The organism is Priestia sp. JSM ZJ58 (assembly GCF_044383985.1).
Taxonomy (GTDB): domain Bacteria; phylum Bacillota; class Bacilli; order Bacillales; family Bacillaceae_H; genus Priestia; species Priestia zanthoxyli.
This window is the reverse complement of sequence record NZ_JBISEM010000002.1, coordinates 49098-75635: the sequence shown is the minus strand read 5'-3', so window position 1 is coordinate 75635 and position 26538 is coordinate 49098. Positions and strand designations below refer to the sequence as shown.

The 26538-nt window shown below is 38.6% G+C and carries 30 protein-coding genes and 1 riboswitch; of the genes, 26 read left to right on the top strand and 4 right to left on the bottom strand.

Features of this window, described 5'->3' with window-relative positions:
- Positions 1 to 151 precede the first annotated feature (151 nt).
- The 22 genes from ACH6EI_RS21775 to ACH6EI_RS21670 all read left to right on the top strand — a co-directional run bounded on the left by ACH6EI_RS21775 (position 152) and on the right by ACH6EI_RS21670 (position 20677).
- A complete protein-coding gene (locus tag ACH6EI_RS21775) occupies positions 152 to 2533 on the top strand; it encodes a 3-hydroxyacyl-CoA dehydrogenase/enoyl-CoA hydratase family protein (RefSeq protein WP_189643495.1) in 2382 nt (793 codons plus the stop codon).
- A gap of 12 nt (positions 2534 to 2545) precedes the next feature.
- Positions 2546 to 3724, top strand: a complete 1179-nt coding sequence (locus ACH6EI_RS21770; RefSeq protein ID WP_014457877.1) for an acetyl-CoA C-acetyltransferase — start codon at positions 2546 to 2548, stop codon at positions 3722 to 3724.
- 23 nt (positions 3725 to 3747) lie between these two features.
- Positions 3748 to 5532, top strand: coding sequence for an acyl-CoA dehydrogenase family protein (locus tag ACH6EI_RS21765; protein WP_033580444.1), 1785 nt, complete (start codon positions 3748 to 3750; stop codon positions 5530 to 5532).
- Between the two features lie 115 nt (positions 5533 to 5647).
- Entirely contained in the window at positions 5648 to 6004 is a 357-nt protein-coding gene (locus tag ACH6EI_RS21760; protein WP_049166274.1) for an arsenate reductase family protein, read from the top strand.
- 135 nt (positions 6005 to 6139) lie between these two features.
- On the top strand, positions 6140 to 6523 hold the full coding sequence (gcvH, locus tag ACH6EI_RS21755; protein ID WP_014457880.1) for a glycine cleavage system protein GcvH: 384 nt from the start codon (positions 6140 to 6142) through the stop codon (positions 6521 to 6523).
- A gap of 79 nt (positions 6524 to 6602) precedes the next feature.
- Complete coding sequence (locus ACH6EI_RS21750; protein WP_014457881.1) at positions 6603 to 6848, top strand: YusG family protein; 246 nt, start codon at positions 6603 to 6605, stop codon at positions 6846 to 6848.
- 181 nt (positions 6849 to 7029) lie between these two features.
- Positions 7030 to 7380 (top strand): toprim domain-containing protein, encoded by a 351-nt coding sequence (locus ACH6EI_RS21745; protein ID WP_025752660.1) that lies wholly within the window; start codon positions 7030 to 7032, stop codon positions 7378 to 7380.
- 14 nt (positions 7381 to 7394) lie between these two features.
- On the top strand, positions 7395 to 7694 hold the full coding sequence (locus ACH6EI_RS21740) for a thioredoxin family protein (protein WP_033580445.1): 300 nt from the start codon (positions 7395 to 7397) through the stop codon (positions 7692 to 7694).
- Between the two features lie 180 nt (positions 7695 to 7874).
- Positions 7875 to 7982: riboswitch (SAM riboswitch) on the top strand.
- 131 nt (positions 7983 to 8113) lie between these two features.
- The gene (locus tag ACH6EI_RS21735) at positions 8114 to 9139 is read left to right on the top strand and encodes a methionine ABC transporter ATP-binding protein (protein WP_034264210.1); all 1026 of its coding nucleotides are present in this window, start codon (positions 8114 to 8116) and stop codon (positions 9137 to 9139) included.
- Complete coding sequence (locus ACH6EI_RS21730; protein ID WP_016765829.1) at positions 9132 to 9800, top strand: methionine ABC transporter permease; 669 nt, start codon at positions 9132 to 9134, stop codon at positions 9798 to 9800. Before ACH6EI_RS21735 ends, ACH6EI_RS21730 begins: the two co-directional genes overlap by 8 nt.
- 17 nt (positions 9801 to 9817) lie before the next feature.
- Positions 9818 to 10654, top strand: a complete 837-nt coding sequence (locus ACH6EI_RS21725) for a MetQ/NlpA family ABC transporter substrate-binding protein (RefSeq protein WP_014457885.1) — start codon at positions 9818 to 9820, stop codon at positions 10652 to 10654.
- A gap of 121 nt (positions 10655 to 10775) precedes the next feature.
- Positions 10776 to 11141, top strand: coding sequence for a carboxymuconolactone decarboxylase family protein (locus ACH6EI_RS21720; protein WP_016765828.1), 366 nt, complete (start codon positions 10776 to 10778; stop codon positions 11139 to 11141).
- A 238-nt stretch (positions 11142 to 11379) separates the two neighbouring features.
- Positions 11380 to 12165: a Fe-S cluster assembly ATPase SufC gene (gene sufC, locus ACH6EI_RS21715; protein WP_013059647.1), complete on the top strand. Its 786-nt coding sequence runs from the start codon at positions 11380 to 11382 to the stop codon at positions 12163 to 12165.
- Between the two features lie 17 nt (positions 12166 to 12182).
- Complete coding sequence (gene sufD / locus ACH6EI_RS21710; RefSeq protein WP_098627026.1) at positions 12183 to 13490, top strand: Fe-S cluster assembly protein SufD; 1308 nt, start codon at positions 12183 to 12185, stop codon at positions 13488 to 13490.
- A complete protein-coding gene (locus tag ACH6EI_RS21705; protein ID WP_098627025.1) occupies positions 13490 to 14710 on the top strand; it encodes a cysteine desulfurase in 1221 nt (406 codons plus the stop codon). Before sufD ends, ACH6EI_RS21705 begins: the two co-directional genes overlap by 1 nt.
- On the top strand, positions 14700 to 15134 hold the full coding sequence (gene sufU, locus ACH6EI_RS21700) for a Fe-S cluster assembly sulfur transfer protein SufU (RefSeq protein WP_251440666.1): 435 nt from the start codon (positions 14700 to 14702) through the stop codon (positions 15132 to 15134). Before ACH6EI_RS21705 ends, sufU begins: the two co-directional genes overlap by 11 nt.
- 45 nt (positions 15135 to 15179) lie before the next feature.
- Complete coding sequence (sufB, locus tag ACH6EI_RS21695) at positions 15180 to 16577, top strand: Fe-S cluster assembly protein SufB (protein WP_013059643.1); 1398 nt, start codon at positions 15180 to 15182, stop codon at positions 16575 to 16577.
- A gap of 101 nt (positions 16578 to 16678) precedes the next feature.
- On the top strand, positions 16679 to 17533 hold the full coding sequence (locus ACH6EI_RS21690; protein WP_048021828.1) for a DUF72 domain-containing protein: 855 nt from the start codon (positions 16679 to 16681) through the stop codon (positions 17531 to 17533).
- A 120-nt stretch (positions 17534 to 17653) separates the two neighbouring features.
- The gene (locus tag ACH6EI_RS21685) at positions 17654 to 17956 is read left to right on the top strand and encodes a YunC family protein (RefSeq protein ID WP_013059641.1); all 303 of its coding nucleotides are present in this window, start codon (positions 17654 to 17656) and stop codon (positions 17954 to 17956) included.
- A gap of 89 nt (positions 17957 to 18045) precedes the next feature.
- On the top strand, positions 18046 to 18798 hold the full coding sequence (yunB, locus tag ACH6EI_RS21680) for a sporulation protein YunB (protein WP_034264201.1): 753 nt from the start codon (positions 18046 to 18048) through the stop codon (positions 18796 to 18798).
- A 248-nt stretch (positions 18799 to 19046) separates the two neighbouring features.
- Positions 19047 to 20561, top strand: a complete 1515-nt coding sequence (locus ACH6EI_RS21675; protein ID WP_394530492.1) for a sodium-dependent transporter — start codon at positions 19047 to 19049, stop codon at positions 20559 to 20561.
- Entirely contained in the window at positions 20561 to 20677 is a 117-nt protein-coding gene (locus ACH6EI_RS21670) for a methionine/alanine import family NSS transporter small subunit (protein ID WP_141483520.1), read from the top strand. The genes ACH6EI_RS21675 and ACH6EI_RS21670 overlap by 1 nt, the downstream gene beginning before the upstream one ends.
- 30 nt (positions 20678 to 20707) lie before the next feature.
- On the opposite strand, the gene ACH6EI_RS21665 is transcribed toward ACH6EI_RS21670, so the two are convergent.
- A complete protein-coding gene (locus ACH6EI_RS21665) occupies positions 20708 to 21709 on the bottom strand; it encodes a M23 family metallopeptidase (RefSeq protein ID WP_394530490.1) in 1002 nt (333 codons plus the stop codon).
- A 316-nt stretch (positions 21710 to 22025) separates the two neighbouring features.
- Here ACH6EI_RS21665 and lipA point away from each other — a divergent pair, with 316 nt between their 5' ends.
- Positions 22026 to 22925: a lipoyl synthase gene (lipA, locus tag ACH6EI_RS21660; protein ID WP_394530488.1), complete on the top strand. Its 900-nt coding sequence runs from the start codon at positions 22026 to 22028 to the stop codon at positions 22923 to 22925.
- 120 nt (positions 22926 to 23045) lie between these two features.
- Here the strand turns inward: lipA and ACH6EI_RS21655 are convergent, their stop codons facing one another.
- Entirely contained in the window at positions 23046 to 23687 is a 642-nt protein-coding gene (locus ACH6EI_RS21655) for a YhcN/YlaJ family sporulation lipoprotein (RefSeq protein ID WP_033580449.1), read from the bottom strand.
- A gap of 196 nt (positions 23688 to 23883) precedes the next feature.
- On the opposite strand from ACH6EI_RS21655, the gene ACH6EI_RS21650 reads away from it, so the two are divergent.
- Positions 23884 to 24159 (top strand): YutD family protein, encoded by a 276-nt coding sequence (locus ACH6EI_RS21650; protein WP_013059635.1) that lies wholly within the window; start codon positions 23884 to 23886, stop codon positions 24157 to 24159.
- A 48-nt stretch (positions 24160 to 24207) separates the two neighbouring features.
- On the opposite strand, the gene ACH6EI_RS21645 is transcribed toward ACH6EI_RS21650, so the two are convergent.
- On the bottom strand, positions 24208 to 24474 hold the full coding sequence (locus ACH6EI_RS21645) for a DUF3055 domain-containing protein (protein WP_033580450.1): 267 nt from the start codon (positions 24472 to 24474) through the stop codon (positions 24208 to 24210).
- A 162-nt stretch (positions 24475 to 24636) separates the two neighbouring features.
- Here ACH6EI_RS21645 and ACH6EI_RS21640 point away from each other — a divergent pair, with 162 nt between their 5' ends.
- On the top strand, positions 24637 to 25074 hold the full coding sequence (locus ACH6EI_RS21640; RefSeq protein WP_251440662.1) for a DUF86 domain-containing protein: 438 nt from the start codon (positions 24637 to 24639) through the stop codon (positions 25072 to 25074).
- A gap of 74 nt (positions 25075 to 25148) precedes the next feature.
- On the top strand, positions 25149 to 25919 hold the full coding sequence (locus tag ACH6EI_RS21635; protein ID WP_013059632.1) for a TIGR01457 family HAD-type hydrolase: 771 nt from the start codon (positions 25149 to 25151) through the stop codon (positions 25917 to 25919).
- A 37-nt stretch (positions 25920 to 25956) separates the two neighbouring features.
- Here ACH6EI_RS21635 and ACH6EI_RS21630 read toward each other — a convergent pair whose 3' ends face one another.
- The gene (locus ACH6EI_RS21630; protein ID WP_251440659.1) at positions 25957 to 26457 is read right to left on the bottom strand and encodes a phosphatidylglycerophosphatase A family protein; all 501 of its coding nucleotides are present in this window, start codon (positions 26455 to 26457) and stop codon (positions 25957 to 25959) included.
- Positions 26458 to 26538: the final 81 nt, after the last annotated feature.

The following is a 26538-nucleotide window of genomic DNA, read 5'->3' as shown; positions in this document are numbered from 1 at the left end:
ACATTAAAAATAGTTAGAGATAATATTGTGAATATATTGCGAAAATTTAAAAAATGCTTTATAGTAAAAACAGAGATTAACAGTGACTCTCTTTTTTTACACATAAAATGAATGACCATTCATTCAATATATCAAAGGGGATGTGGGGATAATTATGAACATAAAAAAAGCCGCCGTTTTAGGTTCAGGAGTTATGGGCTCTGGAATTGCAGCTCATTTAGCGAATGTAGGAATTCCAACGCTTTTGCTAGATGTGGTTCCAGCTTCATTAACACCAGACGAGAAAAAAAAACAGCTAACGCTTGAAGATAGGCAAGTCAGAAATCGGTTGAGCACAACTGCTTTAGCTAAATTAACGAAGCAAAAACCGGCACCTTTAACGTCGAAGTCGTCACTATCGTTAATTACGCCGGGAAACCTTGAAGATCATTTACAGCAGTTAAGCGACTGCGATTGGATCATTGAAGTAGTAGTGGAACGCCTTGATATTAAACAGCAGTTGTTTGAAAAAATTGACGGCGTACGAAAAAAAGGAAGTATTGTAAGTTCAAATACTTCAGGAATATCGATCCACGAAATGGCTAAAGGACGCTCAGAAGATTTTAAAGCGCATTTCTTAGGAACGCACTTTTTTAATCCACCTCGTTATTTAAAGTTATTAGAAATTATTCCAACTCATGACACAAAATCAGAAATTGTTGAATATATGAAAACGTTTGGTGAAGATGTATTGGGTAAAGGAGTAGTTATTGCAAAAGATACGCCTAACTTTATCGCCAACCGTATCGGTACGTACGGTTTACTTGTGACCGTTCAAGAAATGTTAAAAGGTAATTACAGCGTGGGAGAAGTTGACTCTGTGACGGGTCCCTTAATTGGAAGACCAAAAAGCGCAACGTTTCGAACGTTAGACGTAGTGGGACTAGACACATTTATTCATGTGGCCAACAATGTGTTTGACAAAGTGGAAGGCAAAGAAAAAGAGGTATTCGACGTGCCTTTATTTATGAAACAAATGCAGGAAAATGGCTGGCTGGGAAGCAAGTCGGGGCAAGGCTTCTTTTTAAAGAAAGGCAAGGAAATTTTAGAACTTGATCCTAATACACTTCAATACGTCGAAAGAAAGAAGTTAAAAACAGCTTCTACCGAATTAAGTAAGCAGGCACAAGGGCTGCAAAACAAAATGAAAGCGCTTATATATTCTGATGATCGTGCTGGACAGCTTCTTTGGAACATTATCAGCCCCGTTCTTGTGTATGCAGCACAGTTGAAAAATGAAATCGCCGACGATATCGTCGCCATTGATCAAGCTATGAAGTGGGGATTTGGCTGGAAAATGGGTCCTTTTGAGACGTGGGATGCAATTGGTTTAGAAAAATCAATTGAGAAGATGGAGCAGTCTGGCTTAGCCATCCCGCAGTGGGTAAAACAAATGCAGGAAAATGGATTTACAAGCTTTTATAAAGAAATGGAAGGTCAAACGCTTTACTACGAAGAGGATGAGTATAAAGCAGTAAAAGAAAATAAAAAGGTGATCCACCTGTCATCTTTACGCTCTCAAAATAATGTCATTTTAGAAAACAGCGGAGCGAGCTTAATTGATTTAGGAGATGATGTGGCATGCCTGCAGTTTACTTCTCCTAACAATGCGATTGGGCTAGATATTATCAGCTTATTGAATCAGTCTCTTGAAGAAGTGAACAAGAATTATAAGGGGCTGGTCATAGGAAACCAAGGAAAAAATTTCTGCGTTGGCGCTAACTTAGCTATGATTTTGATGGAAGCACAAGATGACAATTATTTTGAAGTTGAGCTTGTCATTAAACAATTTCAACAGGCAATGATGAAGGTGAAATATAACGAAAAGCCGGTTGTTGCAGCTCCATTTGCGATGACTCTTGGAGGCGGAGCAGAAATTTGCTTACCGTCAGCTAAAATCCAAGCTTCTGCTGAAACTTACATGGGCCTTGTAGAAGTAGGAGTCGGGTTAATTCCTGGCGGAGGAGGTAACAAGGAGCTTTATATCAAACAGCTAAATGGTTTACCGAACGGTGTAACGCTCGATCTTCAGCAAATTGCCAATAAAACATTTGAAACAATTGCTACTGCAAAAGTATCTACTTCTGCTGCAGAAGCTAGGCAGCTAAACTTTTTAAACCGCCATGATGCTATCAGTGTAAACGGAGATCACTTGCTGAATGATGCAAAGAACTCAGTCCTTGCTTTACACGACACGGGCTATAAACCGCCTGTAAAAACTAAAGTTCCTGTCGTTGGAGAAACAGGATATGCAACGTTGCTGCTAGGAGCTCAATCCATGAAATATTCAGGATATATATCAGAACATGATTACAAAATTGCTAGTAAGTTAGCATTTGTATTAGCTGGAGGACGCGTAGCGTTTGGTTCCGAAGTGGATGAAGAGTATTTGCTTGATTTAGAGAGAGAAGCATTTTTAAGCCTTGTTGGAGAAGCGAAGTCTCAAGAACGTATGCAGCACATGTTAGTTAAAGGAAAGCCACTGCGCAATTAAGGGGGAGAAAAAATGAGAGAAGCAGTTATTGTAGCAGGTGCTAGGACACCGGTCGGAAAAGCAAAAAAAGGTTCATTGGCAAGTGTTAGACCTGATGATTTGGGAGCTATTGCGGTTAAAGAAACTCTTCGCCGAGCAGGCGGATACGAAGGACCGATTGATGATTTAATTATTGGTTGTGCGATGCCTGAGGCAGAACAAGGTTTGAATATGGCTCGAAATATTGGCGCTCTTGCAGGTTTGCCTTATACGGTGCCAGCAATAACGATTAATCGTTATTGTTCATCAGGTTTGCAAAGTATTGCCTACGGTGCAGAACGAATTATGCTAGGGCAAGCCAAAGCAGTGTTAGCTGGAGGAGCAGAATCAATGAGTTTTGTTCCGATGTTTGGAAACGTAGCGCGTCCGAATGTTCAGCTGGTTGAAAATGCGCCGGAGTATTATATGGGCATGGGACATACAGCAGAACAAGTGGCGATGAAATACGGCATTTCACGTGAAGACCAGGATGCATTTGCCGTACGCAGCCATCAAAAAGCAGCAAAAGCACTTCAAGAAGGGAAGTTTAACGACGAAATTGTTCCCGTGGAAGTGACGCTTCGGAAAATCGATGAAAACAATAAGCTACGTGAACAAAAGCTGATGTTCTCTCAAGATGAAGGAGTTCGTCCTGGCACAACTGCGGACGTATTAGGGAAACTTCGTCCAGCCTTTTCGATTAAAGGATCCGTCACAGCTGGAAACTCTTCGCAGACAAGTGACGGAGCTGCATCCGTTTTTCTAATGGATAAAGAACAAGCTGAAGCAGAAGGCTTAAAGCCTTTGCTTAAGTTTCGCTCATTTGCAGTTGGAGGAGTTCCGCCTGAAGTAATGGGGATTGGCCCGGTAGCTGCCATCCCTAAAGCTCTTAAACTAGCAGGGCTGGAGCTTTCTGATATCGGATTGTTTGAATTAAATGAAGCATTTGCTTCTCAAGCACTTGGCGTTATTCGTGAATTAAATATTAATGAAGATAAAGTAAATGTAAACGGAGGCGCTATTGCCTTAGGTCATCCATTAGGCTGTACTGGAGCTAAGCTGACTCTTAGCTTAATGCACGAAATGCAGCGTCGAAATGAGCAGTTTGGAATTGTCACCATGTGTATTGGTGGAGGAATGGGAGCTGCTGGTGTATTTGAATTGTTAGCATAATCATTTCAAAGGGGGATATGAACATGTCAAATAAAACAAAACAAATGATTAAAGGTGGAAGTTTTTTAATTGAAGAAGGCGATGCAAGCCGCGTCTACACGCCGGAGGATTATACATCTGAACAAAAAATGATTGCCAAGACGACAGATGAATTTGTAGAAAATGAAGTCCTTCCGCAAGTGGAATATTTAGAAAAGCATGAATTTGACCGTTCTGTAAAGCTATTAAAACAAGCTGGTGAATTAGGCTTGCTTGGTGCAGATGTACCGGAAGAATACGGTGGGCTTGGTTTAGATAAGATTACTTCGGCTTTAATTGCTGAAAAAATGTCTCGAGCAGGCGGATTTTCCATCACTCATGGTGCTCATGTAGGAATTGGGTCATTGCCAATCGTCTTATTTGGAACAGAAGAGCAAAAACAAGCATATTTACCTGCTTTAGCGGTAGGGGAAAAAATAGCGGCTTATGCGCTGACTGAACCGGGTTCTGGTTCGGATGCTCTCGGTGCTCGAACAACAGCTCGCCTTAACGCAGAAGGTACACACTATGTGTTAAATGGAGAAAAGCAGTGGATTACGAATGCTGGATTTGCTGATGTATTCGTGGTGTACGCAAAAATTGACGGCGATAAATTTTCTGCTTTTATCGTTGAACGCGAATTTCCAGGCGTTTCGGTTGGCCCGGAAGAGAAGAAAATGGGAATCAAAAGCTCATCAACCAGAACGTTGATTCTTGAAGATGCGCTTGTTCCAAAAGAAAACGTGCTAGGTGAAATTGGAAAAGGCCATGTGATTGCCTTTAACATTTTAAATATTGGGCGCTATAAGCTTGGAGTTGGAGCAGTTGGAGCAGGGAAACGTGCGTTAGAAATTACGTCTCAATACGTTAACCAGCGTCAGCAGTTTAAAACCCCAATTGCTAAATTCTCATTAACACAAGAAAAGTTAGCCACAATGGCTTCTAAATTGTATGCAACTGAAAGCTCTGTATATCGTACGGTAGGACTTTTTGAAGACCATATGGGCCAGCTTTCAGAAGAACAGCAAAAAGACGGAAAACAAATTGCTGCTTCCATTGCTGAATATGCTATCGAATGTTCATTAAATAAAGTGTTTGCCACGGAAGCTCTTGACTACATTGTAGATGAAGGCGTGCAGCTTCATGGAGGCTACGGTTTTATGAGCGAGTATGAAATTGAGCGTCTGTATCGCGATTCTCGCATTAATCGTATTTTTGAGGGAACAAATGAGATTAACCGTCTTTTAGTACCAGGCACATATTTACGCAAAGCGTTAAAAGGAGAGCTTCCACTGCTTCAAAAAGCACAAACGCTTCAAGAAGAATTGATGATGCTTATGCCGCAGGAAGTAGGAAATGAGCCGTTAGATCAAGAAAAAATGCTTGTGCAAAACGGGAAGAAAATTGCGCTCTTGCTTTTGGGATTAGCTGCACAAAAGTATGGCAAAGAATTAGAAAAAGAACAAGAAATTCTCGTTAATATTTCTGATATGATTAGTAACGTATATGCAATGGAATCTACTGTTTTACGTACTGAAAAAGCCATTTCCAAAACAGGAGTAGATCAAAACAGCTTAAAATTAAAATACACGCAAGTATTCTGCCAAGAAGCATTTAATCGAATCGAAGCAGATGCAAAAGAAACGTTAATTGGCGTTGAACAAGGTGATACGCTTAGAGTCATGCTTTCGTCTCTTCGCAAATTAACTCGCTATACACCAATCAATGTAATTAGCGTAAAGCGCGAGGTTGCAAAAACGCTTCTAGAAGTAGAGAAGTTCACAGTTTAAGGAAAAAGGAGCTCGTTTTGCGAGCTCCTTTTTGTTTAAGAAGCCTCTATCTAGGTAAATGATAAAGGATGTGTTAAAATACGAAAAAAGCTTAAAATAAAGGGTGGTTGACGAAATGTCATTATTTTTTTATTCATATCCAAAGTGCGGTACGTGCCGAAAAGCAAAGAAGTGGCTCGATGATAACGGAGTAGCATATGAAGAAATTCATATTGTAGAAAATCCGCCAACAAAAGAGCAGCTGCAAGCTTACTATCAGAACAGCGGCCTAGAATTAAAAAAATTCTTTAATACAAGCGGTAAAAAATATCGCGAGTTAGGTCTTAAAGATAAAGTAAGCAGTGCGAGTGAAGACGAACTTCTGTCTATTCTTGCTTCAGATGGCATGTTAATTAAGCGTCCGCTGCTAGCAGATGGACAAAAAGTAACGCTTGGTTTCAAAGAAGAGCAGTTTGAGGACGTGTGGAAGTAAGTTTTCAAATAGAAAATTTTTACCTTTTACGTTACACTGTTAATAGGAAGTTATTTTAGGTTGTAGAAAGTGTTCTCCACGTTGAAGGCGCTTTTTATATAAACAAATTACGATACATATTTTGGAGGGATTAAGATGAGTACACCAAAAGATTTGCGTTATTCTGAAGAGCATGAATGGGTAAAAACAGAAGGAGACGTTGTCCGCGTAGGTATTACACATTTCGCTCAAGCTGAGCTTGGAGACATCGTATTCGTTGAATTGCCAGAAGTAGGAGCAACAGTAGAAGCTGACGAGCCGTTTGGTAGCGTTGAATCAGTAAAAACAGTTTCTGAGCTTTACGCACCAATTAGCGGTGAAGTTGTAGCAGTAAACGACAACTTAGGCGATAGTCCTGAACTTGTTAATGAATCTCCATACGAAGAAGCATGGATGATTACAATCAAACCATCTGATGCTTCTCAAGTAGACAAGCTGATGACAGCAGAGCAATACGAAGAAATGACAAACGAAGGATAATACTCCTCCATAAATTGTCTTTATGAAAAGTTTTTGACTGGACACTCTATTAGTAAACAAGCTAAAGGAGTGTCTTTTTATGTTTGAAAAACAAAAAATGGACGTTACAGATCGCGTTACAGCTAAATTTCATGACGGCGGTATGAAATTATATGTTGATAAGCAGCCAATTGGTGAAGTTAGTTATGGGACAAGCGGCAATGAATACCGCTTTGAAGAAGGATATTCGCAAGAAAATAATAAGTTCTATCAATATGCGGACGTACAAAAACAAGGTGAAACGCAAAAATATACAGACTGCGACGAAGAAGCAGGATGGTGCTAAACAGTGGCAACTGCCGCTGTTTTTCTTGTTTTATGGAAATAATATGGCCTAAACTGCCTTTTAAAAGAGTTCTTTCTTGCAAATTTCTTTTAAAAAACAGGTGAACTGTGATACATTAACGAATATTGTATAGCATAAAGAAATGATGTTACTATACAACTGACGATTATGGGTGATGAAAATGGGGCTAATTGAAATTGAAAAAGTAATTATTGTCGAAGGAAAGTCAGATAAAAAGCGTATTCAAGATATCATTCGAGAACCAATTGAAATTATTTGTACAAACGGTACGATTAGTTTATCAAAGCTGGATGAAATTATTGACTGTACGTTTAACAAAGAGGTATACATACTCGTTGACTCTGATGATTCAGGGAATAAGCTGAGAAAACAATTTAAACGAGAGCTTCCGGAAGCAGAGCATCTATATATTGATAAAATGTACCGAGAAGTTGCTGCCGCCCCTAGACATCACATAGCAACAGTATTGCTGAGTGCCAATATCGATGTTAATGCAGAATTTTTAACATAAAAGGAATGAGCAACATGCAAGAATGGAGCGAAAAACAGCTGGATGATCAGTTAAAAGAAGGAGAAAGAGCCTTTATCTTTTTCCATACGCCTTTTTGCGGGACATGTCAGCTGGCAAAAAAAATGTTAACCGTGGCAGAAGCGATGCTGCCGGATGTAACCATCGGAATGAGCAATTTAAATTATATGCCTTCAAAAGCAGAATTATTTTCTATTGAAAGCGTACCTTGTTTGATTGAAGTGGAAAATGGTGAAATGGTAAAAAAACTCTACGCGTTTCATTCCATCGAGCACGTACTCGAGGAGCTTCGATAATCAAACGTTTGTTTAAAATGAAGAAGTGGAAAGAGAGCGAACCGTTGGGGCTGTTGAAATCTTGGGATATTATCCCAAGAACAAAATCTGTTGACAGCCTATCTGACACATGCTAAAATCACACTCATGAATGTTCATAAATGAATGAATATTTCCCAAAAACAAAATAATTGTTGCGAACTCTTATCAAGAGAGGTGGAGGGACTGAGCCCTGTGAAACCCGGCAACCGTCAGACTAACTGAAATGGTGCCAATTCCTGCAAAGCTATGCGCTTTGAAAGATGAGAGAAAGGATTAAATATCGAGCCTTTCTGTCATGCGCAGAGAGGCTTTTTTAATAGGGAAAATTGTTTTACGGCTTTTTCATCCTATAGGGCAACCTAACATAATTAAGTTTTTATTAAAGAAGGTGAAGAAATATGATTACATTAACAGACGTTACAAAAATTTATCAGGCCAAAAGCGGTCAAGTAACAGCTGTTGATAATGTGAATCTAACCGTTAACCAAGGTGAAATTTACGGAATTATTGGTTATAGCGGAGCGGGGAAAAGTTCTTTGATTCGCTTGCTAAACGGATTAGAAACACCAACGACAGGAACGGTCGAAGTAGCAGGTAATGATATTGGAAAAATTAAAGGCGGAAAACTCAGAAAAGCTAGACAAGAAATTAGTATGGTATTTCAGCACTTTAATATCTTGTGGTCGCGTACGGTACGAGAAAATATTGCCTTTCCGTTAGAAATAGCAGGGATTTCAAAAGAAAAAAGAATGAAACGAGTAGACGAACTTATTAAGCTAGTCGGGCTTGAAGGGCGTGAAGATGCTTATCCATCACAGCTTAGCGGGGGACAAAAGCAGCGTGTTGGGATTGCTCGAGCCCTAGCGAACAATCCAAAAGTATTGCTTTGTGATGAAGCAACATCAGCGCTTGATCCTCAAACGACAGATTCTATTTTAGATCTGTTAGTAGATATTAATGAGAAGCTAGGGTTAACCATTGTATTGATTACTCATGAAATGCACGTCATTCGTAAAATTTGTCATCGAGTAGCCGTTATGGAAAATGGGGCAGTAGTAGAAGAAGGACAAGTGCTAGAAGTATTCAGAAAACCTAAGCAGCCGATTACAAAACGATTCGTTCAACAGATTTCTGAACCAGAGGAAACGTTTGAAACGATTGAACAAGTAAAAGAGCTGTATCCAAGCGGGCAAATTATTCAGCTGACGTTTGTTGGCGGAAAAGCAGAGCAACCGCTCATTACAACGATTTTAAAACAGTTTGATGTAACGATTAATATTTTGCAAGGAAAGATTTCTCATACACAAACAGGTTCATACGGGACGTTGTTCGTTCATTTAGACGGAGAATTAACAGAAGTTGAAAAAGTCATTGCATACATTCATGAGCAGCAGGTAGAAGTGGAGGTAATGACAAATGCTTGAGAAACTATTTCCAAACGTTATTTTAGATGATTTTATTCAAGCGACAAATGAAACACTATATATGACGGCTATTTCAGTTGTAGCCACATTTGTTCTAGGTATTTTATTGGGCTTGCTTTTATTTTTAACGTCCAAAGGACAGCTTTGGCAAAACAAACCTTTATATGCCATTGTGTCGGCGGTTGTAAATATCTTTCGTTCCATTCCATTCATTATTTTAATTGTTTTACTGATTCCATTTACCAAAGCATTGGTAGGAAGTATTTTAGGCGCTAATGCAGCGTTACCGGCTTTAATTGTTGGAGCAGCACCATTTTATGCGCGTCTTGTAGAAATTGGTCTGCGTGAAATTGATAAAGGTGTTATTGAAGCTGCTAAATCAATGGGAGCCACAACAAGCACTATTATCTTTAAAGTGCTGTTACCTGAATCGCTGCCAGCTTTGATTTCCGGTTTGACAGTAACAACCATTGCGTTAGTCGGCTATACGGCAATGGCGGGTGTGATTGGAGCTGGAGGTCTTGGAAACCTTGCATATTTAGAAGGATTCCAGCGCAGTCATAATGACGTAACGCTAGCCGCTACGATCTTAATTTTGATTATTGTATTTATTATCCAACTTATTGGAGATGCGATTACTGCAAAAATTGATAAAAGATAAAGGGAGGATTATTTATTATGAAAAAATGGCTTTCAGCTTTAGCATTAACATCTGCGCTAGTAGTAGGATTAGCGGCGTGTGGATCTAACAATGGATCAAAAGATGAAAAGAAAATTGTCGTGGGTGCATCTAATACGCCTCATGCTGAAATTTTAGAACAAGCAAAACCTATTTTGGAAAAACAAGGAATTGATTTAGAGATTAAAAAATTCCAAGATTACATCTTACCGAACACAGCTCTTGCAAACAATGAAATTGATGCCAACTACTTCCAGCACGTTCCTTATATGAATTCAGTGCTAAAAGATCATAAAGGTGAAAAAGGGTATGATTTCGTAAGTGCCGGTGCCATTCACATTGAACCAATTGGTATCTACTCTAAAAAATACAAAAGCTTAAAAGATCTTCCGAAAAACGGCACAGTTATTATGCGTGATGCAGTAGCAGAGCAAGGACGTATTTTATCGATTTTTGAAAAAGCTGGCGTGATCAAATTAAAACCAGGCGTAAAGAAAACAGACGCACAAATTAAAGATATTGTGGAAAACCCTAAGAATTTAAAATTTAAAGCCGATGTTGAAGGCGGATTGTTACCTCAAATGTACAAAAACAATGAAGGCGACGCTGTTGTTATCAATGCTAACTATGCTATCGATGCTGGTTTAGATCCAGTAAAAGATCCAATCGCAGTGGAAAGCAAAGAAAATAACCCATATGCAAACATCATTACGGTTCACAAAGGTGACGAAAATAAAGATACAGTGAAAGCTTTAGTAAAAGTTCTTCACTCTAAAGAAATTCAAGACTACATTAAAGAAAAATACAAAGGCGGAGTATTACCGGTAAATAAATAATAGAAGAAAAGCGCTTGCCCACTCTGGGCAAGTGCTTTTTTGTATGCATCAAAACGAATAACTCTTATTTTTCTCACGCATACTAACCGTGAAAACTTTACTGATGATGGGAGCTGACGTTATGCAGCAAGAAGCACGTCATTCAACTGAGCAAGCACTTCATGATTATAAAATGGGTGTTGGGAAATTTAGCGAAAAATTGCCGGAAGTAACAAAAACGTTTAATGCGTTTACTGAAGCATGTTTTGGAGAAGGTTCTCTTTCTAAAAAAGAAAAGCAGTTAATCGCGCTAGGAATCAGCGTAGTAGCTCAAGACGAGTACTGTATGATTTATCATACAAAAGGCTGCATTGATCAAGGTGCAACTGAGCAAGAAATTTTAGAAGCATGCGGAGTATCAGCGGCATTTGGCGGAGGCGCAGCGATGAGTCAGTCCGTTACGCTTGTCCAAGAGTGTGTTTCAGAACTGACTAGCCACACGCACTAAGTAAATAAAGCGGGTAAAAAGCTTGTCTTAGAAGGCTCTATCGAGTCTTTTAAGGCAACTTTTTTATGAGTGGATTTAGTCTTAAAAAACGTACATAATGGTTTAAAACCTTTTGGGTCAAAAGGTTGCTATAAGTTTTCATTTGTTATAAGATTGTAATGAGAATAAAATGAGAATAATTAAAAAGATATAGGTATATCGTTTTTTACTATATACGTCTATAACTGGAGGTTTTAATATGGCAGGGTCAACTTTAACAATTAAAGATCTTCATGTTGCAATTGAAGGTAAAGAAATTTTAAAAGGTGTTAATTTAGAAGTTAAGGGCGGCGAAATCCATGCAATCATGGGACCAAACGGTACTGGTAAATCAACATTATCTTCAGCAATCATGGGACATCCTAAATACGAGGTTACACAAGGAAGCATCACGCTAGACGGCGAAGATGTACTTGAGATGGAAGTAGATGAGCGCGCTCGTGCAGGTCTATTCCTAGCGATGCAATATCCAAGTGAAATCAGCGGGGTAACAAACGCAGACTTCCTACGTTCAGCAATTAATGCTCGTCGTGAAGAAGGGGAAGAAATTTCACTAATGAAATTCATCCGTCAATTAGACAAAAACATGGATTTCTTAGAAATGGATCAAGACATGGCTCAGCGTTACCTAAACGAAGGTTTCTCTGGCGGTGAGAAGAAGCGTAACGAAATTCTTCAATTAATGATGCTTCAACCAGGAATTGCAATTTTAGATGAAATCGACTCTGGTTTAGATATCGATGCGTTAAAAGTTGTATCAAAAGGTATTAATGAACTGCGCGGCAGCGAGTTTGGTTGCTTAATGATCACTCACTACCAACGTTTATTAAACTACATTACACCAGATAAAGTTCACGTTATGATGCAAGGTCGCGTTGTAAAATCAGGTGGACCAGAATTAGCGCAGCGTCTAGAAGCAGAAGGTTATGACTGGATCAAACAAGAATTAGGTATTGAAGACGAAACTGTAGAGCAAGAAGCTTAAGAGTTAGGAGGATCTCTATGACTATTGATACGAAATTACCATTTGATCAAGAGTACATCAGCAGCTTTTCAAAAAAAGCTAATGAACCAAGTTGGCTGCTAGATCTTCGCTTACAAGCTCTTGCGAAAGCAGAAGATCTTGCACTTCCAAAGCCAGATAAAACAAACATTTCGAAATGGAACTTTACTGCTTTTGACAAGCACACTTCACAGGCAAGCACAATCTCATCCGTAGACGAGCTTCCAGAAGTGGTTAAAGCACTGATTGATACAGAAGCGGTTAAAAATCTATATGTTCAGCGTGACCAAACAGCTGCATACTCAACATTAACAGAAGAGCTAAAATCTCAAGGCGTTATCTTCACAGATATTCAAACAGCTGCTAAAGAGCATAGCGACCTTGTTGAGAAGTACTTCATGAAAGACGGAGTTAAAGTAGATGAGCACCGTTTAACTGCATTAAACGCAGCGTTATTAAACGGCGGTGTATTTGTATACGTTCCTAAAAATGTAGAAGTACAAGAGCCTCTTCAAGCTGTATTTGTCCGTGAAGATGAAGAAGCAGCTTTATTCAACCATGTTATTGTTGTAGCTGAAGACAACAGCTCAGTAACATATGTAGAAAACTACATTGCTACTGCTGAAGAGTCAAACGGTGTTGTCAATATCGTGACGGAAGTATTCGCTAACAGCAATGCAAAAGTAACGTTTGGAGCTGTTGACTACTTAGCTAAAGGTACAACTACTTATGTGAACCGCCGCGGCGTAGCGGGCAAAGATGGTCGCATTGAGTGGGCTTTAGGCTTAATGAGTGAAGGAAATACAGTTTCAGAAAATACAACGTATCTAATGGGCGACGGTTCATATGGAGATACAAAAACGGTAACAGTTGGACGTGGAGAGCAGTCTCAAAACTTAACAACAAGTATCGTACACTTCGGAAAACATTCTGAAGGCTACATTTTAAAACACGGCGTTATGAAAGAAAGCGCGTCTTCAATCTTTAACGGTATCGGTAAAATTGAACACGGTGCTTCTAAATCAAACGCTGAGCAAGAATCCCGTGTGTTAATGTTAAGTGAAAAAGCACGTGGAGATGCAAACCCAATTCTTCTAATTGATGAAGATGATGTAACAGCAGGACACGCTGCATCTGTTGGACGCGTAGATCCAATTCAGCTTTACTACTTAATGAGCCGCGGTATTCCGCAAACAGAAGCAGAACGTCTAGTTATTCACGGGTTCTTAGCACCAGTGGTAAACGAGTTGCCAATCGAAACGGTTAAAAAACAATTAACGGATTTAATTGAAAGGAAAGTTCGATAATGAATATCTCTGATATTCGTAAACAATTTCCTATTTTAGACCAAGAGGTAAATGGCAGCCCACTCGTTTATTTAGACAGTGCAGCAACTTCACAAAAGCCGCTTGCTGTAATTGAAGCAATTGAGAATTATTACAAAGAATATAACTCAAACGTACACCGAGGTGTTCACACGCTTGGTACAAGAGCAACAGACGGATACGAAGGCGCTCGTGAAAAGGTTCGTAAGTTTATTAATGCAAAATCAACGGAAGAGATTATCTTTACGCGCGGTACAACGACAGCTCTTAATACAGTAGCTGCAAGCTATGGCCGTGCGAATCTTAAACCTGGTGATGAAATTGTGATTACTTATATGGAACATCACAGTAACATCATTCCTTGGCAGCAAGTTGCCAAGGAAACAGGTGCAACGTTAAAATATATTTCACTAACAGAAGATCATGCACTTTCACTAGAAGAGGTAAAAAGCACGATTACATCTAACACAAAAATTGTATCGATTATGCAAGTATCTAACGTATTGGGTACAATTAACCCAGTAAAAGAAATTGCAGAAATTGCACACGCTAACGGTGCAGTAATGGTTGTGGATGGTGCGCAAAGTACGCCTCACATGAAGGTGGATGTACAAGATTTAGACTGTGATTTCTTTGCTTTCTCTGGACATAAAATGGGCGGACCGACTGGAATCGGCGCTCTTTATGGAAAGAAAGAGCTTCTTGAAAAAATGGAACCAATCGAGTTTGGCGGCGAAATGATTGACTTCGTAAACTTATACGAATCAACGTGGAAAGAGCTTCCTTGGAAATTTGAAGGAGGTACGCCAATCATTGCAGGTGCAATTGGTTTAGGTGCAGCGATTGATTTCTTAGAAGAAGTTGGTTTAGATAACATTCAAGCACATGAGCACAAGCTAGCGCAATATGCACTGGATCGCTTATCGCAAGTAGATGGAATTACGATTTACGGACCGAAAGAGCGAGCGGGTGTTGTGACGTTTAATATTGAAGATGTGCATCCGCACGACGTTGCAACAGTAGTAGACGCTGATGGAATTGCGATTCGTGCAGGTCATCACTGTGCGCAGCCGCTGATGAAATATTTAAACGTATCGTCTACTGCACGTGCAAGCTTCTATCTGTATAACACGGAAGAAGAAGTAGATAAATTGGTGTCATCATTAATAAAAACGAAGGAGTATTTTACAAATGGCTTTTAATAATTTAGATACTCTCTATCGTCAAGTAATTATGGACCATTATAAAAACCCGCGTAATCGTGGAACATTGAATGAAGATACTGTGAACATTCATATGAATAACCCGACGTGCGGAGACCGCATTGAACTTTCTTTAAAAGTAGAGGACGGCAAAGTGGTGGATGCAAAGTTCGAAGGTGAAGGATGTTCAATTTCAATGTCATCAGCTTCAATGATGACACAAGCAATTAAAGGTCAAGAAGTAGACAAAGCGTTTAAAATGGCCCATATCTTCTCTGACATGATGCAAGGTAAAGAGTATGATGATAGTATAGATTTAGGAGATATTGAAGCACTTCAAGGTGTAGCAAAATTTCCTGCGCGTATTAAATGTGCAACACTAGCGTGGAAAGCGATGGAAAAAGGTCTTAACGAACAAAGATAAGACCTTCATTCATTCCCAATCCTATCAAGTAGGGGGTAATAAAAGATGGCTAAAAAAATGCCAGAAATCGGCGATTATAAATATGGATTTTCCGATAAAGACGTATCAATTTTCCGCTCTAAACGCGGTTTAACAAAAGAAATCGTAGAAGAAATTTCTCGTATGAAAGAGGAACCACAATGGATGCTTGACTTCCGTTTGAAATCTCTAGAGCACTTCTACAACATGCCAATGCCACAGTGGGGCGGAGACATGGCAAGCTTAGACTTTGATGAAATTACGTACTACGTAAAACCATCTGAGAAGTCTGAACGCTCTTGGGATGAAGTTCCTGAAGAAATTAAACAAACGTTTGATAAACTTGGTATTCCTGAAGCAGAGCAAAAATATCTTGCGGGTGTATCAGCTCAGTACGAATCTGAAGTTGTTTATCACAATATGAAAGAAGATCTTGAAGCGCAAGGTATCGTATTTAAAGATACAGATACGGCGCTAAAAGAAAACGAAGATATTTTCCGCGAGCATTTTGGAAAAGTTATCCCGCCAACGGATAACAAATTCTCTGCTCTTAACTCAGCGGTTTGGTCTGGTGGATCATTCATTTACGTACCAAAAGGCGTAAAAGTAGATACACCATTACAAGCTTATTTCCGTATTAACTCTGAAAATATGGGACAGTTTGAGCGTACGTTAATTATTGCTGATGAAGGCTCACACGTCCACTATGTAGAGGGCTGTACAGCACCTGTTTATACAACAAACTCTCTTCACAGTGCCGTTGTAGAAATCATCATCAAAAAAGACGCGTATTGCCGCTATACAACAATTCAAAACTGGGCAAACAACGTATACAACCTTGTAACAAAACGTGCAGTTTGTGAAGCAAACGCAACAATGGAATGGATTGATGGAAACATCGGTTCTAAGTTAACAATGAAATATCCAGCTGTTATCTTAAAAGGCGAAGGCGCACGCGGTATGACATTATCCATTGCCCTTGCTGGTAAAGGACAGCACCAAGATGCTGGTGCAAAAATGATTCACTTAGCACCAAACACATCTTCAACGATCGTATCAAAATCAATTTCAAAACAAGGCGGTAAAGTAACATACCGCGGTATCGTACACTTTGGCCGTAAAGCAGAAGGTGCACGTGCGAACATTGAGTGTGATACGCTAATTATGGATAACCAATCAACTTCTGATACAATTCCGTACAATGAGATTTTAAATGACAACATCTCACTTGAACACGAAGCGAAAGTATCAAAAGTATCTGAAGAACAATTATTCTATCTAATGAGCCGCGGTATTTCTGAAGAAGAAGCGACAGAAATGATTGTAATGGGCTTTATTGAACCATTTACAAAAGAGCTTCCAATGGAATATGCAGTAGAGATGAACCGTCTAATCAAATTTGAAATGGAAGGTTCAATCGGTTAATAATAGATAAAAACTCGTTTGCTGTTTAAGCAAACGAGTTTTTTTGTATCGTTTGTATTAAAATAAAGAAAAGCAATCTAAGAAAATAGAGGAGGAATGGCATGATTTATATTGGAGTTACAGGCTGGGGAGATCATGATTCATTATATGAAGCGGGTGTTTCATCAAGAGACAAGCTTGCCGTATACGCAGGCCATTTTCCAATTGTTGAAGTCGATTCATCTTTTTACGCCATTCAACCTAAGTCAAATGTAGAAAAGTGGGTGAATGATACGCCGGAATCTTTTCGTTTTGTGGTAAAAGCCTATCAAGGCATGACGGGGCATATGAGAGAAGGAAATCCGTTTGATAGCAAAGAAGAAATGTTTCATGCATTTTTAGAATCAGTGAAGCCGTACGTAAGTTCAAATAAGCTTGGTATGATTTTATTTCAAATGCCGCCTTGGTTTGACTGTACAAAAGAAAACGTAGCCTATTTGAGGTATAGCCGTGAGAAGTTTGGAGATTTGCCAGTAGCACTGGAGTTTCGAAATCAATCTTGGTTTAAACCGTTTTTCTATGATAAAACGTTAACGTTTATGGAACAAGAGAAGTGGATTCATGGTATTTGTGATGAACCGCAGGCAGGAGAAGGATCTATTCCCACTGTGATTCATGCTACAGATAAACAGAAAACACTTATACGTTTTCATGGACGAAACGTGCACGGTTGGAATAAGCCCGCAGAAGGCAATTGGCGAGCGGTAAGGTTTTTGTATCGCTACAATGAAAAAGAGCTTCTAGAGTGGAAAGAACGTCTTGAAAAGCTGCAAAAACAAACGAAGGACATTTACCTGTTATTTAATAATAACTCCGGCGGAGATGCTGTACATAATGCCAAACAGCTCATGAGCTTATTAAATATTGAATATGAGAATTTAGCTCCTAAGCAACTAGATTTTTTTAACGAATTTTAGCACCGAGGTCTATAAAATGTATAAGGATTACTCTAAACGTTAAATAGGTAGAAAAGTATATGTAAAACCTCACTTTTTTCTTTCAAAATCATAAATTGATTAAGAAAGGAGTGAGCTACTATGATTACCTTAGCGCCTATCGTAATTGAAGGTCATACGTTTAATGCAGTTACCGTATTGCTGCCAAAAACAACTTTGTTAACCATTTCATCAGATAAAGGCTACATTATGTGCGGAGCACTAGACGTAGGTCTATTAAATGATAAATTAGCTGATCGTCAAATAATAGCTGGAAGAGCTGTAGGTGTACGTACAATTGAGCAGCTTCTTGAAGCGCCGCTTGAATCTGTAACGCTTGAAGCTGAAAAAAGAGGGATTTTTAAAGGCACAATTGGCAAAGATGCTTTATTGAAAATGCTTTAATATAGTCGAGAATTTAAGATAAAACTTTTTAAAAGAAGCGTGAACCTCCTTATACATGCATACATATAGCTTGTAAGGAGGGATTTTTTTTGGTTAAACTTCGTCGGAAATTAACAAGAAAAGGCCCGCTTCCTTTTCGTTACGTTCTGTTGCTCACCTTTCTTTTTTTTATGCTTTCCACAGGGGTAGGATTATGGCTAATTAATAGAGGGATTGAACCAACGTTGATGAAATATGCTGAAGCACAAACAAAAGAGATTGCAACTTTAGTTATTAATAAAGCGGTGAATAAACAGGTACTCGATCAGCTCGACGTAGATGTCATTAAAGTGGAATCTACACCTAACGGTCAAGTAGCCAAAATTGACACAGCGCTTGTGAACCGAGTTAGAGCTCAAACTACGTCATTTGTCCAGGCTAACTTAAAAGAAGCAGAGAAAGGGAATTTAGATGCACTTGAACTTCCAACAGATATTCGTATTGAAAAAAATGAAAAGTTGCGGAATCAAGGAATTGTCTACCAAGTTCCGCTTGGGCAAGCGACTAATAATGCGCTGCTTGGAAATCTGGGTCCGCTGATTCCGGTTAAATTTCATGCTATTGGTGACGTTCAAACAGACGTAGTGCGAAAAATCGAGGAGTATGGAATAAATAATGCGTTTCTTGAAGTATCTATCAAAGTGAAAGTAAACATGCAAATCATTATTCCATTTGCAACTAAAAAAACAACCGTTACGGCTACAATCCCAGTCGGAGGCACCGTTATTCCTGGAAATGTTCCTGACTATTTTAACGGTGGAAACTCGTCTTCTCCGGCGATTGAACTTCCGAAGAAAAATTAACAATATTATATTAACGTGATAAAGTATTATTGAAAAAGCAGGTACGGAAGTTCAAAAAGACTTTCATACCTGCTTTTATTCATTGGTTAATTTGTCTGAATTTTCTATAAAAAATATTTTGACATACTATCTTCTCCCTTCTATAATTTGAGATAGGAAGTTATAGAAAGAATAATCTAAAAATTATAAAAATTCTCGTTGATCTGCGATAAAAAGAGAGTAGGGAGAGAACAAGAGGGGGAATTACGGTGGAAAATAGGCCGCAGTGGGGATCAAGAGCAGGGTTTATTTTAGCAGCAGCAGGTTCAGCAATTGGACTAGGGAATATATGGAGGTTTCCAGCTACTGCATATGAAAACGGAGGAGGAGCATTTTTTCTTCCCTATTTATTTGCTTTGTTGACGGCAGGGATTCCTATTTTAATCATGGAGTTTGCTATAGGTCATAAATATAAAGGTTCTTCTCCTTTATCATTAGCGAGACTAAGTCCAAAGGCTGAGTGGCTAGGCTGGTGGCAAGTAGCTATTTCCTTTTTTATTTCAGTTTACTATTCCGTTATTATCGCATGGGCGATGTCGTATTTTATCTTTTCATTTAAGTTAAGCTGGGGAAAGGATACGGAAGAGTTTTTATATGGAGATTACTTAAAGTTAGCCGAAGCACCAGGACAAACAGGAAGCATCGTATTACATGTTTTAATTCCGCTTGTACTTGTATGGATTGTGACGTTAGGTGTGTTATTAAAAGGAATCAAAAAAGGAATTGAAGCGGCAAATAAAATCTTTTTACCAACACTAATTGTTCTATTTTTAATCATTGTCATTCGAGCAGTAACATTGGACGGAGCGATGGAAGGTCTGCACGCTTTTTTTAAACCAAACTGGAGCGCAATTGGAGATGGAAAGGTTTGGATTGCAGCATATGGTCAAATTTTCTTTAGTTTATCTGTTGGTTTTGCTATTATGATCACTTATTCCAGTTACCTTCCAAAAAAATCTGATTTAACTAATAATGCGTTTATTACTGGATTCGGTAATTCCGCTTTTGAATTACTAGCAGGAATCGGTGTGTTTAGCGCACTTGGTTTTATGGCTACTCAGCAAGGTATCCCAATCGATAAGGTGGTTCAGGGAGGCGTAGGACTAGCCTTTGTTGTTTTCCCGCAAATTATTAATGAATTTCCAGCCTTTAAACAGCTGTTTGGCATGTTATTCTTTGCTTCCTTAACATTAGCAGGGTTAACGTCGCTTATTTCAATTATTGAAACATTTGTAGCAGGCATTCAAGATAAATTTACTATCTCACGTACAAAATCCGTATTAATAGGCGGAGGAATCGCTTCAATTTGCTCCCTATTATTTGCAACACAGGGCGGACTTTATTTCTTAGATGTGGTCGATTATTTCATTAATAACTTCGGAGTTGCTTTAGCAGGCTTAGTAGAAGTTGTATTAGTTGCTTGGGTATTTAAAAAGCTGAGCAGCCTTCAGCAGCATGCAAACGAAGTTTCTGATATTCGAATCGGTTCATGGTGGAAGATATGTTTAGGAGTAGTTACACCGCTTGTACTTGGGTATATGATGTTTGATAACTTCCGAAAAAATATTTCAGAAAATTACGAGCAGTATGCAACGACTTTTGTAGGTCCTTTTGGTTGGGGCGTGGCAGCTCTGGCTGTTATTTTAGGAATTGCTTTTTCTTTTGCACGATGGAAAGATGGGGCGACTCGTTTGTCAGTTAAAGAGAAGGGGGTTTCTAAATAATGGATGGAAGTTCAATTACAATGATGGTTGTAGGGATGGTCATCATATGGGGCGGCTTGGCCGCGAGTATTGCTCATGCTGTGAAAAAAGCAAAAGAAAGTAAACCATCAGGATAAAAAAACAGGAAGCATTAGCTTCCTGTTTTTTTATTTTTTCTTTAGTTCTAAACGATCATTTTTTTCCCACGTTCTTAACTGAGGATATGGGTCAAACGACCACTCATTTTTGCCGTTATCTTTATACATTCCGTAATGCAAGTGAGGAGGGAATTTCCCAGAAGTTCCAGGAGGTCCATAACCTGAACTTCCTACTCCGCCAATAAGTGTTCCTGGTTCTACAATTTGTCCTACTTTTAAATTTTTTGCAAATCCGCTTAAATGAGCTAAATAGTGATAGTTATTATGAAGGTCACGAATACCGATTCGCCAGCCTCCATATTTATTCCATCCTTTAAGCTCAATAATGCCATAGCAAGGGGATTTTACTGGAACTCCATAATCTGCAAAAATGTCTGTTCCTTCATGGATTCGTTTTCCACCCCAGCCGCGCGCATCTCCCCATGTACTGCGATAACTGTAGTTCGCACGGAGAGGGACAGGAAATGAAGAACCTTTTAAATCAATGCGACCGTAATGGCGAAAAATTTTAGCATTCCCTAAAATAATATCAACCGCTTTAGCCCGGTGATAATAGTTCCAAAGCGCAATTTTAATATAGTCTTCGGACACCCCGAACGTCCGAATATAATCTGCCATGGTAAAAAGCATATCTTCATCATTAAATTGGTCTGCTTTTTTGTCTCCGTTCCCATCTTTACCCATTCCCCCGAGAAGAGAAATAGTAAGTGGGTTTGTATCTTCCAAATTTGGATTTAAAGAACCTGACCATTTTTCTGGAGGATAATAAATGGCGATCGCACCTTTTTCTCTTGGAATATCTTTATGAGAGCGTCGAATATTTCGTTCATACTGGTCAATCCCAGCAAAGTAATACCAAGGAATTGTAGTAGCGGCTTCCATTTGGTTATACAGCTCTAATCTCTTTTGAATAAGCATTTTTTCTTGATCTGCTGAAGATTCAGCTGTTACGTGGTGCCATCCTGTGAATATAGACATGAACATAAAAAGTAAGATAATCGTTTTGCGCATCGTGTTTCCCCCTTTCTAAAAATAGTGTGTAACACTAGTTTGCAGCGAGAAAAAAGATTTCATAAATATTAATTAATGGAAATCGCTTCAAAACTTTTTAAAAGAATTTTATTCAGAAGATAAATGGAAATTATACGGAGGATGAAAACGCACACATTTGGATGGAAAATAGAAGAAAACTGAGGAAAATAAAGAGCAGACAACTTGTCGAATCTCACTTTTTTATGATAAAGTGACATATAGTTATGTTTTTAATATGTAGTTAAAATTAAGCATATAGGTTATAGACATTTTCTAGATTGGTGGAGTTGATAATATGGCAACAAAAGAAGAGCATGTCCGCAAACCCGAGTGGCTGAAGATTAAGCTAAACACAAACGAAAATTACACAGGCTTAAAGAAAATGATGCGTGAGAAAAACCTTCATACAGTTTGTGAAGAAGCAAGATGTCCGAATATTCATGAGTGTTGGGCTGTTCGTCGTACGGCAACTTTTATGATTTTAGGAGAAGTATGTACACGTGCCTGTCGTTTTTGCGCGGTTAAGACAGGTTTACCAACAGAATTAGATTTAGAAGAGCCAGAACGCGTAGCAGATTCTGTTCAGCTAATGAACTTAAAACATGCGGTTATCACAGTAGTAGCTCGCGATGATTTAAAAGACGGAGGAGCAAGCGTATTAGCTGAAACAATTCGTGCGATTCGTCGTAAAAATCCATTCACAACAATTGAAGTATTGCCTTCTGATATGGGCGGTGTGGAAGAGAACTTACGTATTGTAATGGACGCACGTCCTGATATTTTAAACCATAATATTGAAACAGTACGCAGCCTTACGCCTCGTGTTCGTGCTCGTGCTAAATATGAGCGTTCTCTTGAGTTCCTTCGCCGTGCAAAAGAAATGCAGCCGGATATCCCTACAAAATCAAGTATCATGCTTGGTCTAGGAGAAACAAAAGAAGAAATTATTGAAACGATGGATGATTTGCGTGCGAACAATGTAGATATTATGACGCTAGGCCAATATCTACAGCCAACTAAAAAGCACATAAAAGTTCAGAAATATTACCATCCAAATGAGTTTGAAGAGCTAAAAGAAATTGCATTATCAAAAGGATTCAGCCATGTCGAAGCAGGTCCTCTTGTACGTTCTTCTTACCATGCAGATGAGCAAGTTAACGCTGCTACCAAAAATAAAGCACAAGAAAGTAAATAAGGTATAAAGAGGCTGGGACGAAAGTAGTTTAGCCGAAGTGAAAAACGAACCATTAATCAAATTGTTTGATTAGTGGTTCGTTTTTTTTGTTACGGTTAACGTAAAATTTATCTGTGTTGTTTATTCCACCATATCTTTGTCCGTCATCGGTTCATTCAATTCGTTTTTCTCTCTTCCATTTGCATCTTCTCCGCCGTTCATTTTACGCCCTTGGGGAGATTTTAGCATTTGTTGAATAACAGCATCGATTCGTTTTCTAGCATCATTTGTTTGTGTATTCATTTCACTGATATTTTCGATTTGGTCCATCTGTTTCGGATTATCTGAGACGTATACATGATAATAACGAGGGACTACAGACATAGCTGTACGTTTTACCTGATCGGCTGCATTATTCCTGTTTTTAGCATCTGTTTTATAAGCAACAAGCACATCTTTATCCGTTACTAGCGTAGCGGCTTGTTTAATATTTGGGATAGCGGTGCTCAGTTTACTAATATTGTCGGCTGCTTCCTCTCGGTTAAATGTTCCTACTTGGTTCATATTGGAACTTTGTTCATTTGTGTTTTTAGTGTATCGGACATATCCATAATTTGTGCCGCTATTATTATTTGGATTATAATAATGATTAGGCTCGTTTACATTAATGGCATCTGGGTTGTTTGGTGATAAATTTTCATTTTCAGCTGTGTTTTTATTTTGACAGCCAATGGTTAAAATACTTGTTATCAAAGCGATTCCAAGAATAGATTTCTTCACCATTTCCACCTCCTGTAGTTAAATATCGTACGCCAGGTAAACCGGCGAACCTTCATGTGGAGCATAAAAGATCAGTAGGTATACCGATAAAACTCCTACAGGATTAGAGTGCTGCTTATACGTGAAAAATTTCATGTTAATTGATGGTTTCATCATCATAATTATGGTATGGTAAATTTTAAGAGAAGAGGTGTGAGCAATGGTCTGTATCAATAATATTTGTTATGAAGTATTAAAAGATGAGCGCGAGGCATTTAATGAAGAGGCGTTTAGAGGTCGCTTTATTGACGTGCTGAGCCGCTATGACTATATTGTGGGAGATTGGGGATACAATCAGCTTCGACTGCGAGGCTTTTTTGATGATCGTAACCAGAAGGCAACGTACGATACGAAGATTAGTACGCTTCAAGACTATTTACATGAATATTGTAATTTTGGCTGTGCGTATTTTGTCTTAAAAAAAGTCCATAAGTAAAAAAAGGCAAGCCGAAGACACTAATTGTCCTTCACGCTGCCTTTTTTTTTAGATGATTTCATATAAAAATTCGCGAAGTTCCTGACCATCTTCGCTGTTTAGTTTGAATACTTCTTCAAGATAGTGGGGTTCTTCAAGGTCATCTTGTCCAATAATGGCAAAGCGTCCTCCTTGAATATCAAGAACAACTTGTTTGCCATAATAACGGTCGGTTTGGATAATAGCTAAATCAAATCGTTGATTTTCGCCCATAAAGCTGACAAACCGGGTCTTTGTAGAGACGACATCGTCATATAGATAAAAGCGTTCGCTCATAGGTATACTCCTTTCATAGGTTGTATTTGTATCATATCAAATAAGGTCAAAAACAAAAATGAATTTATCAAATGGATAATGGGTCATGATAAAATAGAACAGGAACCCCGTTTGTTTATGAAAGAAGATTTATACAGAGCTGACAACTAGGGAGGAAATAATATGTACTTTGTAGATCGTGAAAAAATAGAAGCCACGCTTGTTTTTTTTGATGAACACGTTCGTTTGTTTGCTGAGTATTCGAGCTGGAACACAGAAATAGAGAAAAAGGCATTAGAGAGAATTGTACATCTTTTAATTGAAAACGTTTTAGATGTAGGAAATGCAATGATTGATGGTTTTATTATGAGAGACCCAGGCAGTTACGATGATATCATTGACATTTTAGTTGATGAGAAAGTGGTTAAAAAAGAGGAAGAAACACCATTAAAAGAGATTGTTCAATTGCGTAAAAGCCTTGTTCAAGAATATGTGGATGTTAATCATCAGGATATTTATCAAAAAGTGATGCAGCATAAAGGCGTACTGGCAGCATTTTCAGAGCGCGTAAGGACATATCTAGAGACAGAGTTAGGACCTGTGTCTGCTTTTCGTAACTAAAGGCAAGCAATTTGTAGTTGTATAAAAAATAAGCTATGATTTCAAGTATGAGACTTGAAAGGAGATCACACAACATGAAGGAATATAAAGGATATTTGATTGATTTAGATGGAACCATGTACAAAGGAACAGAGCTAATTGCCGAGGCGCGTGATTTTGTTATTAAATTAAAGGAAAAAGGAATTCCTTATTTATTTGTAACAAACAACTCAACAAAAACGCCCGATAAAGTAGCTGAAAAGCTAGAGGCATTTGGCATTCCTGCAACAGAAGAGCAAGTTTTTACAACAAGCCAGGCAACAGCTAATTATTTGCATGAACGCAAAGCAAACGCTTCAGCTTATGTAATTGGTGGAGAAGGAATCCGACATGCGTTGCTTGAAAAAGGATTTACCATTGAAGAGGAAGATACGGATTTCGTAGTTGTTGGTTTGGATCAGGAAATTACATATGAAAAATTAGCAAAAGCATGTTTAAACGTTCGAAACGGCGCCTTTTTTGTTTCGACGAACGGAGATATTGCGATTCCTACTGAAAGAGGCTTACTGCCTGGTAATGGATCTATCACGTCCGTTATTACGGTTTCTACTCAAACAAATCCAGTATTTATTGGTAAACCAGAAAGTATTATTATGGAGCAAGCCCTTGAAGTCATCGGTACGCCAAAAGAAGAAACAATCATGATTGGTGATTACTATGATACAGATATTTTAGCAGGGATGAATGCAGGCTTAGATACATTATTAGTCCATACAGGGGTAACAACAAGAGAGTTACTAGAAGGATATGAGAAAAAGCCAACTTATACGGTAGATTCACTAAAAGAGTGGATGGAGCGAATTTAAAAAGCTGTCAATTGACAGCTTTTTTTGTTTTTAAAACCTATTCTTGACTGGCAGCCCGATGCGCTAACCGGCTAGAAGCAGCGGCAGCAATTGCGCCTACTAAATCATCTAAGAAAGTGTGGCACTCTCCAGTAGATTTATCGTTTAATCTTTCTAAAATACCCGGCTTTTGTTTATCAATATACCCGTAATTGGTAAAGCCGATTGATCCGTACACATTTACAATCGATAATGCTAAAATTTCGTCGATACCGTATAAACCTTCATCTTTCTCAAGAATATCCAACAGAGGCGGCTCAATCATTTTTTTTTCCGTGAGGACATCTAGTTGAATACCCGTTAAAATAGCATTTTGAACTTCTCGTTTAGAAATGACGCGCTCAACGTTATATAAACAGTCTTCGATTGTTAAGTTTGGGTGATACTTTTTTTGCAAGTAATAGACCAGTTCAGCAATGTCTGTAAGAGCCACGCCGCGTTCTATTAACCATTCTCTTGCTTTTTTTTCTAATTCACTTTGTGTATGTTTTTTCTCCAAGTATCATCACCTGTTTTCTATATATTTTTAAGTCTAAAGTTGTTTCATACTACTAACCCGGAGTAAATAACTATAAATGGT